The organism is Xanthobacter lutulentifluminis, from assembly GCF_043194675.2.
In the GTDB taxonomy this organism is placed as follows: domain Bacteria; phylum Pseudomonadota; class Alphaproteobacteria; order Rhizobiales; family Xanthobacteraceae; genus Xanthobacter.
Window position 1 is genome coordinate 1,398,682 of the sequence record NZ_CM195525.1, and the last position, 16,006, is coordinate 1,414,687.

13 protein-coding genes are annotated in these 16,006 nt (G+C 70.4%); 10 read left to right on the plus strand and 3 right to left on the minus strand.

Annotation, left to right across the window (positions count from 1 at the left end; genetic code table 11):
* Positions 1-24: 24 nt before the first annotated feature.
* The 3 genes from V5F49_RS06305 to V5F49_RS06315 all read right to left on the minus strand — a co-directional run bounded on the left by V5F49_RS06305 (position 25) and on the right by V5F49_RS06315 (position 2,776).
* Positions 25-993 (minus strand): crotonase/enoyl-CoA hydratase family protein, encoded by a 969-nt coding sequence (locus tag V5F49_RS06305; RefSeq protein ID WP_394115944.1) that lies wholly within the window; start codon positions 991-993, stop codon positions 25-27.
* A 540-nt stretch (positions 994-1,533) separates the two neighbouring features.
* Positions 1,534-2,034 (minus strand): copper chaperone PCu(A)C, encoded by a 501-nt coding sequence (locus V5F49_RS06310; protein WP_394115943.1) that lies wholly within the window; start codon positions 2,032-2,034, stop codon positions 1,534-1,536.
* 349 nt (positions 2,035-2,383) lie between these two features.
* Positions 2,384-2,776 (minus strand): DUF2946 family protein, encoded by a 393-nt coding sequence (locus V5F49_RS06315; RefSeq protein ID WP_394115942.1) that lies wholly within the window; start codon positions 2,774-2,776, stop codon positions 2,384-2,386.
* A gap of 357 nt (positions 2,777-3,133) precedes the next feature.
* On the opposite strand from V5F49_RS06315, the gene V5F49_RS06320 reads away from it, so the two are divergent.
* The 10 genes from V5F49_RS06320 (at position 3,134) to V5F49_RS06365 (ending at position 15,995) form a co-directional block, all read left to right on the plus strand.
* Complete coding sequence (locus V5F49_RS06320) at positions 3,134-3,490, plus strand: DUF2946 family protein (RefSeq protein WP_394115941.1); 357 nt, start codon at positions 3,134-3,136, stop codon at positions 3,488-3,490.
* Positions 3,491-3,661: 171 nt separating this feature from the next.
* Positions 3,662-5,914 (plus strand): TonB-dependent receptor, encoded by a 2,253-nt coding sequence (locus V5F49_RS06325; RefSeq protein WP_394115940.1) that lies wholly within the window; start codon positions 3,662-3,664, stop codon positions 5,912-5,914.
* 206 nt (positions 5,915-6,120) lie between these two features.
* Positions 6,121-7,872 (plus strand): ATP-binding protein, encoded by a 1,752-nt coding sequence (locus tag V5F49_RS06330; RefSeq protein ID WP_509210752.1) that lies wholly within the window; start codon positions 6,121-6,123, stop codon positions 7,870-7,872.
* Positions 7,873-7,911: 39 nt separating this feature from the next.
* Entirely contained in the window at positions 7,912-9,294 is a 1,383-nt protein-coding gene (locus tag V5F49_RS06335) for a sigma-54-dependent transcriptional regulator (RefSeq protein WP_394115938.1), read from the plus strand.
* Positions 9,295-9,842: 548 nt separating this feature from the next.
* Positions 9,843-11,153 carry an ABC transporter substrate-binding protein gene (locus tag V5F49_RS06340; RefSeq protein WP_394115937.1) on the plus strand — a complete coding sequence of 437 codons (1,311 nt, stop codon included), beginning with the start codon at positions 9,843-9,845 and terminating at the stop codon, positions 11,151-11,153.
* 44 nt (positions 11,154-11,197) lie between these two features.
* Positions 11,198-12,514, plus strand: coding sequence for an ABC transporter substrate-binding protein (locus tag V5F49_RS06345; RefSeq protein WP_394115936.1), 1,317 nt, complete (start codon positions 11,198-11,200; stop codon positions 12,512-12,514).
* A 131-nt stretch (positions 12,515-12,645) separates the two neighbouring features.
* Positions 12,646-13,545: a branched-chain amino acid ABC transporter permease gene (locus tag V5F49_RS06350; RefSeq protein WP_394115935.1), complete on the plus strand. Its 900-nt coding sequence runs from the start codon at positions 12,646-12,648 to the stop codon at positions 13,543-13,545.
* Position 13,546: 1 nt separating this feature from the next.
* Positions 13,547-14,548 carry a branched-chain amino acid ABC transporter permease gene (locus V5F49_RS06355; RefSeq protein WP_394115934.1) on the plus strand — a complete coding sequence of 334 codons (1,002 nt, stop codon included), beginning with the start codon at positions 13,547-13,549 and terminating at the stop codon, positions 14,546-14,548.
* Entirely contained in the window at positions 14,545-15,354 is an 810-nt protein-coding gene (locus tag V5F49_RS06360) for an ABC transporter ATP-binding protein (RefSeq protein ID WP_394115933.1), read from the plus strand. The genes V5F49_RS06355 and V5F49_RS06360 overlap by 4 nt, the downstream gene beginning before the upstream one ends.
* Complete coding sequence (locus V5F49_RS06365) at positions 15,351-15,995, plus strand: ATP-binding cassette domain-containing protein (protein WP_394115932.1); 645 nt, start codon at positions 15,351-15,353, stop codon at positions 15,993-15,995. Before V5F49_RS06360 ends, V5F49_RS06365 begins: the two co-directional genes overlap by 4 nt.
* The last annotated feature ends 11 nt before the right edge of the window (positions 15,996-16,006 follow it).

The window sequence follows — 16,006 nt, forward strand, 5'->3', positions numbered from 1 at the left end:
TGGGCGCACCGCCGGTCGTCGACCTCATTCCGCAGCCACGAGCAGCGGCGCATCCGGCCGCAGGCCCGCGAGCCGCTTGTTCTGCGCGGCGCACAGCCGGTCCATCTTGCGCAGGTCGGCCTCGGTGAGGTTCAGCGCAGCCTCGGCCCAGATGTCCACCACGTCGATCAGCTCCGACAGGGTGACCGGGTTGACCCGGCGCCGGGCGCGGTAGACGGCGTGGTGGGCGTTGTGCTTGCGGCCGTGGCGGGCGATGTAGTCCACCACCGCCTGCTGGCCCTGGCCGTCCTCGGCGAGCACGTCCACCACGCCCATCTCGTGCAGCTCCTCGGCGGTGTGGATGCGGCCGGAGAGGATGAGCGCCTCCGCCTTGGCCCGGTCCATGCGCCGCGACAGGAAGCTGTAGGCGCCCATGCCGGGGAACATGTTGAACAGGATTTCCGGCAGGCCCATCTTGGCGCTGCGCTCGGCCACGATCAGATCGAACGAGAGCGCGTGCTCGAAGCCGCCGCCGAGCGCATCGCCCTGCACCAGCGCCATGGTCACCACCGGGCTGTCGAACGCGATGGCGTTGCGGTGGATGGCCTCGACCGCGACGTGGCCGTAGTGGCGCATGGCGTCGAGGTCGCGGCTGCGGATGCGCTGGGCGAAATGCCCGAGGTCGCCGCCGAGGTTGTAGATGCCCGGCACGGCCGAGGCCATCACGAACCAGCCGAACGGCGCATCGGCGATGCCGGGCAGGCCGGCGAAGCTGCGGGTGATGGCGTGCTGCATGCGGGTGATGTCGGCCATCAGTTCGTGGGTGTAGGAGGGCTTCTCCACCGGGTCCATGAAGCACCAGCAGGTGTTGTTCACGGTGTCGATATCAAGCCGGATGTTGTCGTAGCCGATGTCGCTGATGGCCCGCGCCGCCGTCACCATGGCGGCGCTTTCGGCGCCGGTGGCGATGCTCTCGCGGGCGGCGGCTTCGTCCTTGATGCGAACAAAAGTCATCGTCTCTCTCCACAAAGTATAGGGCAGGACCGCTGCCGCGCGGAAAGGTGCCGCACGGACAGCTGCAGATACTGTAGGTCACGCTTGCCCAAATGGAGAGACGGTATTCCCACGATGTGGCGGTTCAGCCGGCAAGGCTTCGTGGCGGCCGGCGCCGGAGCCGCCCGGCCCTTGGCGCATCTGCCGTTGCGCCACCCGGGGCGATGATCCATGCGACCGCGATCGGCCGACACACAGATCCATTTTTGCGGTCACGCTCGCAATGATTTGCTCGCGCAGCCCCGCCGTTACGCAACTTTCATTTTTTCTCGATTTGCGAAATCTTCCCGCCGGCCCGGCCCGTCCTGTCCGCGGCCGGCTGACGCGCCGCAGGTGGCGCCAGAGGCCGCCGGGCGCGAGACGCCGGAGCTGGCGCCGGACCCGCGCCGCAGCCTGCAGGAACGATCAGGCGAGCCGGCGCGCGAGGGGCGCGCCGGCTCGAGGGCTGGTCCCGGCGGGACGGTGCCGTCTGCGGACCGCGGCGGCGGTCCACCGGCGGGCTCAGTGGCTCTTGTGGCCGTCGGAGCTGCTCGACGCGCCGACGCCTTCGACCTGGAACTGGACCGGCACGGCGCCGGCCTTCTCGAAGGTCAGGGTGCCGTCCACCTTGGTGCCTTCCTTCAGCGGCGACTTCAGGTCGAGGAACATGATGTGGTAGCCGCCGGGCTTGAGCGCGACGCTGGCCCCGGCGGGGATCTCCACTCCGGCCGGCAGCGGGCGCATGGTCATCACGCCGTCCTTGATCGCCATCTCGTGGATCTCCACGCGGCCGGCGAAGGGCGCGGTGGCGGACACGAGGCGGTCGGCAGCGGCGCCGGTGTTCTTCAGCACCAGATAGCCGGCGGCAACCGTAGCCCCGCCCGGCGTCGCGCGCGACCAGGGGTGGTCGATCTCGATGGAGCCGGCCTTGAACTCATGCGCGACGGCTGCGCCGGCCGCCAGGGCCCCGCATGCGACCGCAGCCGCAAGAAGGGCGCGGCGGGAGCGATTGAAGCTGGACATGGAACTCTCCTCGGGTTGGCTCCCGCGCCCTGACCGGCGACGGGACGAAAGTCGCTCCGGCGGAAGGCCGGAACGGATGATGGGGAGGGGAAGCACCCGCGGGCGCGCCTGCGCGGACCGGCGGGATGGGAAGAGCGGGCGCCACCGTCGAGAGCCGCCCCCGGCAGGCCGGGTCGTGGTGGCGCGACCGGCGACGGCCGGGGGGTCGTGCGCGGAGGGGGCGGGTATCACGCGGGCCGGAACGAGGGACCACGCGGCGCCGCGGGCATGCCCGACCCTTCCCCCCGGCGCAGAACCGGCCCCGATCGCGATATCGGGACGGACGGCTGCCTGCCGGCGGCGGCCCCGGTCACGCGAGGGCGGGTGGTCCCTGGGAGCTGCGGGGGCTGTGGTGGGGGCGCAGCGGTGTCGCGGCCTCGCCCCCTGCCCCGACGGGCGTGGCGGCTTCCGCAGCCGTGGGCACGGCAGCGAGCACCCGCTCCGGCAGCGGCGGCGAGAGCGCGGCGAAGGCGCAGATGACACAGGCCTGTCCGTGGCCGGCGAGCCCCGTGTCGCCACCGGAGCCCGGACTGCCGGACCCATGTCCGGCGGCCGCGCAGATGGGGTCCATGTCGGCAGCGGCGGCGAAGGCCATGCGCTCGGCGAGCATGCCGGCGAACACGAGCTGCAGGAACAGGGCGTAGGTCAGCAGGATGCCGAGGGCACCTTTTCCCCACCGCGCTGATCTGCCCGCTTTGGCCAAGGCCGCCCCCGATGGTCGCCCCGCCGGGGCACGGGCGGCACTCTAGCGGCCTTGGCCGCGCCTTGCCAACGCCCACGCACGCAGGGCCTTGCGGAGCGCGTTCCCCGACCGGCCCGCCCAATCAGCTGCGGGGCCGGGAACGCTGTGCGTCGGCCACCGGACGGTGAACGGCGGACATCCCTGACGGCCGCCAGCCCTGCCGGTGCGGGGGTGTTGCACGCGCGTCACGCCCCTCCGGTTCACATGCCCGACAGGACACGCAAACGTGTTCGACGCGTTCCCTTCCCGTTGGAGAGGTGCTAGCCCTTTGGTGGGGGTATCCGGAGCATGGGCAGGCGCCGCGGACCAGGATCGGGCATGAGATGGGTTGCCGTCCTCGCGGTGACCTATGTCCTTGTGCTGCAGAGCTTCCTGGCCGGCGCCGTACTCGCCATGCTCCCCCTCGGACCGTCGCACGAGCTCTGCCTGAGCGGGGCGGGTGAGACGGGAACCGGCAGCGGCAAGGCCGATGGTGGCCACGCCGGCACCATCCACTGCCAGGCCTGCCTCGCCCGCGCCGACCTGCCGACGCTGCCGCCTCCCGCGCCCACAGTCACGATCGATCGCCTTGCCATCGAGCTGAAGTTCGATGCCGTCGTGCGCATCGCGCTTCGGCAGTTCGACAGCCGGCGGCCATTCCAGCCCCGCGCGCCCCCTTCCGTCCTCGCAGCCTGAACGACGCGCCCTGCCGCCCGCCCCCGCCGGCGACGGCGGGCGACGTCCGCGCACCCGCCGGCCCCTTGCGCCCGGCGGACCGAGCGCGGGCCGCCTCCTGCGGCCCGGTCCCTTCAGACATGCGTGCCCGCGCCCAGAGCCACCGTGCCTGGGCCCGCGGAAGGACATCCCATGCGATCCGTTTCCCCTGCCACCCGGCGCCGCGCCCTCACCCGGAACGCCCTGCGCCAGACAACGGCGCTGCGCACACCGGTGCTGGCCGCCCTCGCCGTCTCCGCCCTCGCCGCCACCGGCACGACTGCCCGCGCCCAGACCGCGCCGGACCAACTGCCCACGGTAGTCGTGCAGGGCGAGGTGCGCTCCTCCGGCGCCTCCGACACCGGCGGCAATTTCAGCCCGGCCAACATCGCCCTCATCTCCGGCATCGAGGCGCAGAGCGCGACGCTGTGGACCAGCGATTCGGGCTCGCTCATCAGCCGCATTCCCGGCGGCGCGGCCTGGGGCGCGGGCGGCGTCTCCAGCCTGCCGGCGGTGAACGGCATGGGCGCGGACCGCGTGCAGGTCTCCATCAACGGCATGATCTTCGGCATCGCCTGCCCGAACGAGATGAACCCGCCCATGTCGTTCCTCAACCCGGCGATGATCTCGAGCGCCCGGGTCTACATGGGCACCGCCCCGGTCAGCGTGGGCGGCGACTACACCGGAGCCAAGGTGGACGTGACCCTCGCCCCGCCCCGCTTCACCCCCGGCGAGGCGCTCACCGTGAGCGGGCAGGTCTCCGGCTTCTACCGCAGCAACGGCCAGGGCTACGGCGTCGACGCCACGGCCACCGTCTCGAACGCCGACACCAGCGTGACCTACACCGGCGGCTGGAACCGGGCGAGCGACTACACGTCCGGCGATGGCACCACCATCAAGTCCACCATGTACGAGACGCAGAACCACGCCATCAGCATCTCCAAGAAGATCGCCGACCAGGTGTTCACGGCGCAGGTGGGCGGGCAGTTCATCCCCTACGAGGGATACCCCAACCAGTACATGGACATGGTGGACAACAAGAGCATCTACGCCAACGGCCGCTACAAGGGCGAGTTCGACTGGGGCGAGCTGGAAGGCACGGTGTTCGCCAACCGCATCCGCCACACCATGGGCTTCATCGCGCCGGACAAGACCGGCGACATGCCCATGGACACCCGCACCACGGACGTGGGCTACTCGGTCAAGGGCACCATCGCCGCCACCGCCCGCGACATCGTGCGCATCGGCAACGAGCTCTACTACAACAACCTCGACGACTGGTGGCCGCCGGTGGCCGGCTCCATGATGATGGGGCCCGACACCTTCATCAGCATCAACAACGGCCAGCGCACCCGGCTCGGCACCTACGGCGAGTGGGAACGCCACATCGACGACCGCTGGACCGCCGTGCTGGGGGTGCGCAACGACATCGTGTGGATGAACACCGGTGACGTGCAGGGCTACAATCAGATGATGTACGGGCTGGACGCGGCCCTGTTCAACGCCCAGAGCCACGCCCGCACCGACGTCAACATCGATGCCACGGCCATCCTGCGCTACGAGGCCAACGACGCGAGCCTCTACGAGCTCGGCCTCGCCCGCAAGACGCGGTCGCCCAATTTCTACGAGCGCTACGCCTGGTCCACGAACCCCATGGCCATGAGCATGATCGGCTGGTTCGGCGACGGCAACGGCTACGTGGGCAACCTCGACCTGGTGCCGGAGGCCGCGCACACGGTGAGCTTCACCGCCACCTGGCACGACCCCGCCAACAAGGCGTGGGAGCTGAAGGTGTCGCCCTATTACAGCTATGTGGTGAACTACATCGACGCCGACCGCTGCCTCTTGCCCGGCTGCCTCGCCGGCCAGCCGGCCAACCCCTACGTCCAGGACGATTTCGTGTTCCTGCGCTTCGCCAACCACGACGCGTGGCTCTACGGCGTCAACATCGACGGCAAGCTCGCGCTGTGGGACACCGACGCCTATGGCCAGGGCACCTTCCGCGGCAGCCTCAACTTCGTGCAGGGCCAGCGCACCGACGGGGTGAACCTCTACCACATGATGCCGCTCAACGGCGTCATGGCCGTGGACCAGAAGGTGGGCAACTGGACCAACAGCCTGGAGCTGCAGATGGTGGCCTCCAAGGTGCTGGTGAGCCAGGTGCGCAACGAGCTGGAGACCTCGGCCTACGCGCTGCTGAACTTCCGCACCAGCTACCAGTGGGAGGCGGTGCGCCTCGACTTCGGCATCGAGAACATCTTCGACACCAACTACAACCTGCCGCTGGGCGGCGCGAACCTCGTGAACTACCGCATCCCGTCCATGATGGGCTCCTCCGCCGCCTGGGGCTTCCCGGTGGCAGGCATGGGCCGCTCGTTCAACACGCGCGTGACCTGGCAGTTCTGAACTGGCAGTTCTGAACTGGCAGTTCTGAGCCGGCAGTTCTGAACCACCGGCTCTGACCGGGACCGGGGCGGCCCGACGCCCCCGTCCCGGTCCAGCGCTCGCTCCCCGCGCCCTGCCGGCGCGGATGCAACCCGGCGTCGCCATTTGGGTTTTCCCGGCAGCTGTGGTTAGGTGCGGCCTCGATCCGAGGCCTGAAACCCGTTCCGATGCTTGCCGGCTCCCTCCGTCGCGGCCCCCGCCGCCTCTTGCGCCTTCTGCGCGGCAGGAACCTGCGCCTCTCCAGCATCGTCGGCCGCTACGTGGTGGTGACGGTGAGCATCTTCGCTCTCGCCCTCGTCAGCGTCGGCGCGCTCTACGACCGCTTCACCAAGGATCTGGAGACCTCGCTGGTGGGCGAGCGCCAGTCGGCGCAGGAGGCCGCCACCGCCAACCGCATGGCCGTGTTCCTCGAGACCATGCAGTACCAGCTGGCCAAGATCTCCAACTATCCCGGCCTCAGCGCCTTCCTCGCCGATCCCGACGCGCCCGGCACCGCCGACATCGCGGCCTTGCTGCGGCTGGAGGCGGATGTGCCGGACCTCTACGGCATCCTGTTCTTCGACGGCTCGGACCGGCTGCGCCACGCGGTGGCCGGGCAGGCCGCCTCCGGCCCGCCCTACTGGACCGCGCAGGGCTGGTCGATCGCCGGCCTGCCGGCGGTGGTGAAGGACGGGGTGGAGATCGTCGGCCCCGCTCTGCCGCAGCCGGGCCGCGCCGGCTGGATCCTGCTGCGCCGGCCCATGCGCGAGAGCGCCGACGGGCGGGGCGGCACGGTGGCGCTGCACGTGCGCCTCGCCTCCATGACCGAGCAGCTGGACAAGTCCTCCACCAGCGCCATCGTCCGCCTGCTGCTCTCCACCCCCTCCGGCGCCATCCTCGACGCCACCGGCCGCCCCATAGCCGGGCATCCGGAGCTGATCCCCGGCCCCGAGGTGCTGCCCGGCTGGCGGCTGATGCGCGATGTGCGCTCGCCGGAGGTGTTCTCCTCCCTGCGCTCGGCGCGCGGGTGGCTCTATGCCGGCGGCGCGCTGGTGATGATCGTGGTGGTGGCGCTGTTCGTCCATCTGGGCCTGCGCATGCGCCGGCGCGTGGACCAGCTGGTGGAGGGCGCCCACGCGGTGGCGAGCGGCAACCTCACCTATCGCCTGCCGCTCACCCGCCCCGCCGACGAGATCAACGCCGTTTCGGCCGCCTTCAACACCATGGCCGAGCGGGTCAAGGACATGATCGAGCGCACGGTGCGCACCGAGAAGATGGCGGTGCTGGGCGAGTTCGCCACCGGCGTCGCCCACGAGGTGCGCAACCCGCTCGCCACCATGAAGACCACGGTGCAGAGCCTGAGCCGCGACGAGCCCGACGGCGACCGCCGCGAGCTGCTGCTCGACCTCGAGGCCGAGGTGGACCGGCTCAACCGGGTGGTCAACGACCTCCTCACCTACGGCCGCCCGCATCCGGCCGCGCGCGGCACGCTCGCTGTCCGCGAGCTCCTGCGCCGCACCGCGACGCTGCTTCGGCCGGTGGCGGCGGAGCGCGGCGTGAACCTCGCCTCCACCGGCGATTCCAGCGTGCTGGTGCTGGCCGACGAGGACCACATGCAGCAGATCCTCGTCAATCTCGGGCTCAATGCCCTGCAGGCCTGCGCGCGCGGCGGCACCGTCACCTTCCGCGCCAGCCGGCAGGGCGACCGCACGGTGATCGAGATCGCCGACGACGGTCACGGCATCGCGCCGGAGGATCTCTCGCGCGTCACCGATCCCTTCTTCACCACCAAGGCCACGGGCTCGGGCCTCGGCCTCACCATCAGCCAGCAGATGGTGGAGGCGAACGAGGGCACCATGCGCATCGAGAGCACCCCTGGCCTCGGCACTCTGATAAGCCTCGGCTTTCCCGCGCCCGCCCCCACGGACGCCGGGGCCTGAGAAGGATGGCGACGCCATGAACAAAGCCGTGACCCCGGCATGAACCCGGCATCCATTCTGGTCGTGGACGACGAGGCGCCGTTCGTGCGCTCGCTGGTCTATGCGCTCAAGAAGGAGGGGCTGAAGCCCACCGGCGTGAACAGCTGCGCCGCCGCGCTCGATGTGGTGCGGTCGGGGCAGGTGGACCTTGCCCTCGTCGACCTGCGCATGCCCGAGGTGGACGGCATGGAGACGCTCGCCCGGCTGCGCGCGCTCTCGCCCGATCTGCCGGTCATCATGGTCTCCGCCCACGGCGACACCCGCGCTGCGGTGCAGGCGGTGAAGGCCGGCGCGGTGGACTATCTGACCAAGCCGTTCGAGCTCGACGACCTGCTCCACTGCATCCGTCAGGCCCTCGACCGGCAGCGGATGCACGAGGAGATCGAGTATCACCGCAGCCGCCAGCTCTCCACCGCCAGCCTCATCGGCGACAGCCCGGCCATGGCGGCCCTGCGCGAGGCCGTGGAGCGGGTGGCCGGCAGCGGCACCTCGCGCATCCTGGTGCAGGGGGAGAGCGGCACCGGCAAGGCGCTGGTGGCCCGCGCCATCCACGCCGGCAGCCGGCGCGCCGACGCCCCGTTCGTGGAGGTGAACTGCGCCGCTTTGCCGGAGCAGCTGATCGAGGCCGAGCTGTTCGGCGCCGAGAAGGGCGCCTACACCGGCGCGCACCAGAAGCGCAGCGGCCTCGTGGCCCTCGCCGAGGGCGGCACCCTGTTCATGGACGAGATCGGCGAGGTGCCGCTCGCGCTCCAGGCCAAGCTGCTGCATTTCCTCGAGGATGGCACCTATCGCCCGGTCGGCGCCGCCACCGTCCATGTGGGCAATGTGCGGGTGGTGGCGGCGACCAACCGCGACCTTGCCGCCCTCGTGCGCGAGGGGCGGTTCCGCGAGGATCTCTATTACCGGCTCAACGTGATCAGCGTCGCCGTGCCGGCCCTGCGCGAGCGTGCGGGCGACACGCTGGTGCTGGCGCGCCACTTCGCCGCCCGCTACGCCGCGCAGGAGGGATGCGCCGCGGTTGCCCTCGCGCCGGAAACGGCGGCGCTGCTGGAGGCCCACGCATGGCCCGGCAACGTGCGCGAGCTGAAGAACCTCATCGAGCGCCTCACCATCCTCTATCCGGGCGCGACCATCACTCCCGCCCTGCTGCCACAGGAGCTGCGCGCGCCCCATGCGGCGCCGGTGGCGGCCGCGCCCGCCCACCGCCCGGAAGCCGGTGCCGCCGCCGGGCCGGCCACCATCGACGACCGCATGGACCAGGCCGAGCGCAACCTGCTGCAGGAGGCGCTCAGCCGCTCCAGCGGCCACAAGGGGCGTGCGGCCGAGACCCTGGGCATTTCCCGCCACGCCCTGAAGCGCCGGCTGCAGCGCCTCGGCCTGTAGCCCGACGCGCTCCTCGGAGAGCCTGCGTCCGGCGCCGGAACCGCCGCGCCGGGCGGATCGGCAGGTGACAGCGGACGGTGACGGGGCGCCAGGGCCGAACGTCGCCCGGATGACCGGGCGGAGGCGCGCCCGCGTCACCGCGGAAAGGCTGGCGCCGCAAGACCGCGCGCAAGCCATCCCACCGCGGAGCCAGGTGAGCCCCCTTTCCGCCTGATCCAGCCCCACCGCACCCGGTTGGCCCCGCCGCCATCAGCCGCCGCAACCGCGCGGAAGCGTCTGACCGCGCCGGCTCCAGCCCCGCTGGCGCGCCCGCCCGGATCATCCGCGCATGAGCGGCCTTATGAGCGGCCAAATGAGCGGAAACCGCTCATGAGCGCGCGCAGGCGAGCGATAGCCGCTCATCGCTGCGCGCCGGACGCAGGCGCCCCCCGCGCAGGACGCAAGGCTCGTCAACGATTCCGGAACGTCGGCGTGGCTGGCATGGGCCTTGCTGAACGGTCAGCAACAAGAATGAAGCGCGCTCAGACGCTTGCCATCGGGAGGTCGCCGTGAGGTCAACTGGGTTCGCCCCCGTGCTGGGGGGCCTTGCCGTCGCCGCCGCCCTGCTGTGGGGCGCCGGTCCCGCCCGCGCCGAGCGCATCGTGCTGGGCGCCTCCGCCGAGGAGGCGGACGCGGTGGTGGGCTGCATCTATCCCATGGCCGGCCGCGCGGCGATCTACGGAACCGACAGCGTGGAGGGCATCCGCCTCGCCCTGCGCGACATCGAGGCCGGCAAGGTCACCGGCCAGCCCGCCCCGCGGCTGCGGGTGATCATCGACGACGACCTCTCCAAGGCCTCCTATGGCCTGCGGCTCGCCGAGGACTTCATCGACAAGGACCACGCGAACTTCCTGTGCGGCATGGTCTCCTCGGGCGTGGCGCAGGTGGTGAGCGACCTCGCCCGGCGCCGCTCCATCATCCTGGTGGGCACCGACCACGCCTCCTCGCGCCTCACCATCGAGGCCGGGCACCCGCACTACTTCCGCGTCTCCAACGACAGCTGGACCTCCAACGCCGCCGGCGCGCGCTACCTGCGCGACATCAAGGCGAGCCAGCCGTGGCGGCGCATCGCCATCCTCAATCCGGACTATGAGTACGGCCACGTCTCCCGCGACGACCTGCTGGCCGCAATGGACACCCTGGGCCTCGACTACGAGGTGGTGGCCGAGCTGTGGCCCAAGCTCTACGAGCCGGACTACTCCGCCTACATCCAGGCGCTGAAGGAGCTGAAGCCGGACATCGTGGTGACCGCGCTTTGGGGCGGGGACTTCCTCGCCTTCCTCAAGCAGGCGCAGGCCACCGACCTGTTCTCGCAGATGCGGGTCGCCAACTTCGACACCGGCGCCAACTACGACGTTCTGGTGCAGCTCGGCGCCGAGCCGCCTCCGGGCCTCATCCTCTCCGCCCGGCACCACAACAACTGGCCGGACACCCCCACGAACCGCAGCTTCGTCGATGCCTTCCGCGCCATGGCGGGCCGCTATCCGACCTATGCGGCCGAGGGCGCCTACACCGGCATCATCGCCATCGCCAAGGCGGTGAGCACGGTGGGCAACGCCACCGACGACAGGGCGCTGATCGCCGCGCTGGAAGGCATGCGCCTCGCGCTGCCGGAGGACCCGGCAGGCTTTGCCTCCGTGATCGATCCGGACACCCACCAGATCCTGCAGGCGCAGGCGGTGGGAACGCCGGTGCCGGACGAGCGCTTCCCGCCGGCCCGCGTGATGCTCGGCAACATCCGCGCCTACGACGCGCAGGACCTGCGCGTCCCCCCCGAGCTGGTGCGCGCGCGCCGCGCCGCCGCCCGCCCCACGCAGTGACAACCAGATCCAAAAAGGGAGAAGTCCAAGTGAATCCCAAGGTGATGTCCATCACGTCCGTGACGCAACGCGTATCCGCCGGCCTTGCCGTCGCCGCCCTCGCCGGCACCATGCTGGCCGGCGCCGCCTCGGCCGCCGAGAACGGCAAGTTCCGCGTCGGCATCGTCACCTTCCTCTCCGGACCGGCCGCCGGTCCGTTCGGCATCCCCTCCGCCAACGCCGCCAAGGTGGTGGTCGAGGGCCTGAACAAGGGCGTCCTGCCTGCCCCCTATGCCGCCAAGGGCATCAACGGCGCCGAGATCGAGGCCGTCATCATCGACGAGGCCGGCGGCGCCACCAAGCAGGTGGAAGAGTTCCGCAACCTCGTGCAGCGCCAGAAGGTGGATGCCGTGATCGGCTACATCTCCTCCGGCGACTGCCTCGCCATCGCCCCGGTCGCCGAGGAGCTGAAGGCGCTGACGGTGTTCTATGATTGCGGCACCTCGCGCCTGTTCGCCGAGGACAGCAAGCCCAAGTACGCCTTCCGCACCGGCCTCGACGCGGCGGTCGACAACATCGGCGCGGCCCGCTACCTGGCGGCCACCAAGCCGAACCTGACCCGGGTCGCCGGCATCCAGCAGAACTATGCCTGGGGCCAGGATTCCTGGAGCGACTTCACCCTCGCCATGGCGCAGCTGATGCCCAAGGCGAAGATGGTCGAGAACCAGATGCCGAAGGTGTTCCAGGGCCAGTACGGCGCGGAAATCTCGGCGCTCGCGGTGAAGAAGCCGGAGCTGATCCACTCCAGCTTCTGGGGTGGCGACATGGAGGCGTTCATCCTCCAGGCCAACGCCCGCGGCCTGCTGGACGACGCGGTGGCGCTGCTGACCTGCGGTGAATCCGCCATCGATCGCTTCAAGGACCAGGCCCCCAACGGCACCATCATCGGCGCCCGCGGCCCGTTCGGCGCGTTCGCGCCCCAGAACGATCTGAACAAGTGGTTCGTGAAGGCCTACACCGACGCCTACGCCATGGCCCCGACCTATCCGGCCACCAAGATGGCGCAGGCCATCCTCGGCCTGAAGTACGCGGCCGAGAAGGCCGGCGGCAACAACGGCACCGTGCCGGCCGCCGATGCCATCGCCGCCGCCTTCAAGGGCGCCACCTTCGAATCCGTCGCCGGCACCGTGAAGATGGACCGCGCCGACGGCCACCAGGCCGTGCAGCCGATCTCCTACGGCACCTACAAGTACGACGCGAAGACCGGCAAGGCCTCGATCGAGAACATCCTCACCTTCTCGGGCGACTGCGTGACCCCGCCGGACGGCATCGCTTCCGACGCCTGGATCAAGGCCGGCTTCCCCGGCGCCAAGTGCAACTGAGGCTGCGGCCTCCGCGCTCCAGCTGACACGAGCGACGGACCGGCCGCGCCGATCCGTTCCCTCCTCCGGTGACACGGGAGCCGGCGGTCCTCCGCCGCCGGCTCCATGCGCCCAATGACGGATGCGATCCGATGACGAGCTTCCTCGCCGTATTGATCGACGGCACAATCTACGCGTCGTGGCTGTTCCTGGTCGCCGCCGGCCTGACGGTGATCTACGGCGTCATGCGCATCCTCAACATGGCGCACGGCTCCTTCTACGCCATCGGCGCCTACACGGCCGCCGCCGCCATCGGCTGGTATTTCGCCGACGGCACCGGCTCGGCCGGCACCAGCTTCCTGATCCTGATCGGCGGCGCCATCGTCGCCGGCCTGGTGGTCGGCACGCTGGTGGAGCGCGGCCTCCTGCAGTTCATGTACGGGCGCGACGAGACCTTGATGGTCATCATCACCTACGCCCTGCTGCTGATCCTGGAAGACGCCATGAAGCTCGTCTTCGGCGTCAATCCCTACTTCGCCTACCAGCCCTACACCGCGCTCGGCCGCTCCACCATCGGCGGGCTCAAGGTGTCCAACTACGACCTCGTGGTCATCGCCGTCGCCGTGTCGGTAGGGCTGGCGCTGTGGGCGTGGCTGGAGCGCACCAACCTCGGCAAGATCCTGCGCGCGGTGATCCACGACCGCGAGGTCGCCCGCGCCATGGGCGTGAACGTGAAGCGCATGTTCACCCTCACCTTCCTGATCGGCACCACCCTCGGCGCGCTCGCCGGCGCGCTGACCGCGCCTTCCATCTCGGTGGTGCCGGGCATCGGCGTGGAGGTGATCGTGCTCGCCTTCGCCGTGGTGGTGGTGGGCGGCATGGGCTCCATCGAGGGCGCGGCGGTGGGCGCGCTGATGCTCGGCCTGTCGCGCGCCGCCGCGGTCCACTTCGCCCCGCAGTTCGAGCTGTTCGTGATCTACGGCGTCATGTCCCTGGTGCTGGCCGTGCGGCCGCAGGGCCTGTTCGGCCGCACGCTCGCAAGGAAGATCTGACATGCGTCCCGACAAGACTGAACTCGCGCTGATCGGCCTTGCGGTCGCCCTCGTGGCGGGCGGCGCGCTCGCCCCCGGCTGGCTGGTCTTCCTTCTGACGGTGGCCCTCGCCAAGGCGCTGGTGGTGCAGGGCGTGGTGATGCAGATGAAGGCCGGCCTGGTCTCCTTCGGCCAGGGCCTGTTCTACTGCGTGGGCGGCTATGCCGTGGGCATGGGCGGGCCGTTCCTCGGCGTCAACGCCGGCCTCGCCCTTCTGGCCATCGGCGTGGTGGCGGCGGTGCTGCTCGCCATGCTGCTCGGCCTGCTTTTGACGCGCTACCGCGAGATCTTCTTCGCCATGCTCTCGCTGGCCTTCTCCATGATCCTCTACGGAGTGCTGGTGAAGAGCCAGGAGCTCGGTTCCACCGACGGCTTCAACGTCACCGGCTGGACCCTCATCGGCCGCTCCATCGAGGGGGGAGAGAAGGCCACCCAGGCGGTGTTCCTCCTCACGGTGATCGCGGCGACGGCGGTGGCCTTCTTCCTCAACCGCTACTACCGCTCGTCCATGGGCATGACCTGCGAGGCCATCCGCGAGAACGAGGTGCGGGTGGAGTTCCTCGGCCTGTCGCCGCGCTGGATCCAGTACGCGAACTATGTGGTTGCGGCCGCCGTCTCCGCCCTCGGCGGCGGGCTCACCGCCCTCGCCACCGGCCACGTGGACCCCGACATGGCCTATTGGACCACCTCGGGCGAGTTCGTGTTCATCGCCCTGCTGGGCGGCACGGGCAGCGTGATCGCGCCGTTCCTCGCGGCCATCGTGTTCGCGCTGGTGCGCACCTACGCCATCGAGTTCCTGCCCCATGCCTGGCAGATGATCCTCGGCTTCACCCTGCTCGGCATCGTGGTGTTCCTGCCCAAGGGCCTGTGGAGCCTGTTCACCCGCCGCCGGGTCGAGGCCGTGGTGCCCTCGTCCGATCCCTCCGCCACCCCGAAACCCCGCACCGGAGGCGCCGGCGCATGAGCACGCACACCACCCCGATCCTGGAGACCCGCAAGCTGAACAAGTCGTTCGGCGCGGTCACCGCCGCCAAGGACCTGAACGTCCGGATCGAGAAGGGCGAGATCGTCGGCGTCATCGGCGCCAACGGCGCCGGCAAGACCACCTTCATCAACATGGTCACCGGCTATCTGCCGCCCACCTCGGGCGAGATCCTGATGGACGGCCGCCCCATCCTCGGGCTCGCGCCGCGCGCCATCACCCGCGCCGGGCTGACCCGCTCGTTCCAGGTGGCGCAGCTCTTTCCCGAGCTGACCGTGCTCGACAACCTGGTGATCGCGCTGGCCGCGGCCGAGACGCCGCGCCCCTCCTTCTTCACCGCCCTCGCCTCGCCGGCGCGCGTGAAGAAGGCGGAGGAGATCCTCGCCGAGTTCCGGGTGCTCGCCTATCGCGACGCCCGCGTCACCGCCGTGCCGCAGGGCTCGCGCAAGCTCATCGACATCGCCATGGCGATGATCGGCAATCCGAAGATGCTGCTGCTCGACGAGCCCACCTCCGGCGTGAGCGTGGACGAGAAGGGCGACCTGATGGACACGGTGATGGCGGCGGTGCGCCACCACGGCCTCACCGTGCTGTTCGTGGAGCACGACATGGATGTGGTGCGGCGCTACGTGTCGCGCATCCTCGCCTTCTACAGCGGCGAGATCATCGCCGACGGCCCGCCGGACCAGGTGCTCGCCGATGCCCGCGTGCGCGAGCTGGTCACCGGCCATTCCGATCACAAGCCCGCAGCCAGCGCCGCCGCGCAGCAGGGGAGTTCCGTGGCATGACGCTCGCCATCTCCAACCTCGACGTCTCCATCGCCGGCATCCCGATCCTGCGCGGCGTGAACATGGAGGTGCCCACGGGCCGCATGGCGGGGCTGATCGGTCGTAACGGCGCCGGCAAGACCACGTTGATCCGCTCGATCATGGGCCTCACCGCCATCTCCGGGAAGATCGTCTTCGACGGCACCTCCATCGGCGACAGGGAGGCCCACACCCGCGCGCCGCTGGGCATCAGCTACCTGCCGGAGGACCGGCGCCTCATCCCCAGCCTGACGGTGGAGGAGAACATCCTCATGCCGGCCTGGGCCAACCGCCTCGCCGACGCACCGCAGCGGCTGGAATGGATCTACTCCCTCATGCCGGAGATCGCGCAGTATCGCGAGCGCAAGGCGATGCAGCTGTCCGGCGGCCAGCAGAAGCTGGTGGCGCTCGGCCGCGCGCTCATGCCCGGCCGGCGCCTGCTGCTGCTCGACGAGCCGTTCGAGGGCGTCGCCCCCGTGCTCTCGCGCCGCCTGACCGAGGTGATCGGCAAGCTGCGCAGCGAGGGCCTGTGCGTGATCCTCTCGGAATCCGACGCCACCCATTCCTCGGATCTGGTGGACCAGGTCTTCCACATCGAGCGCGGCGTGGTCACCAGCCACTGAGCCGCACGCCC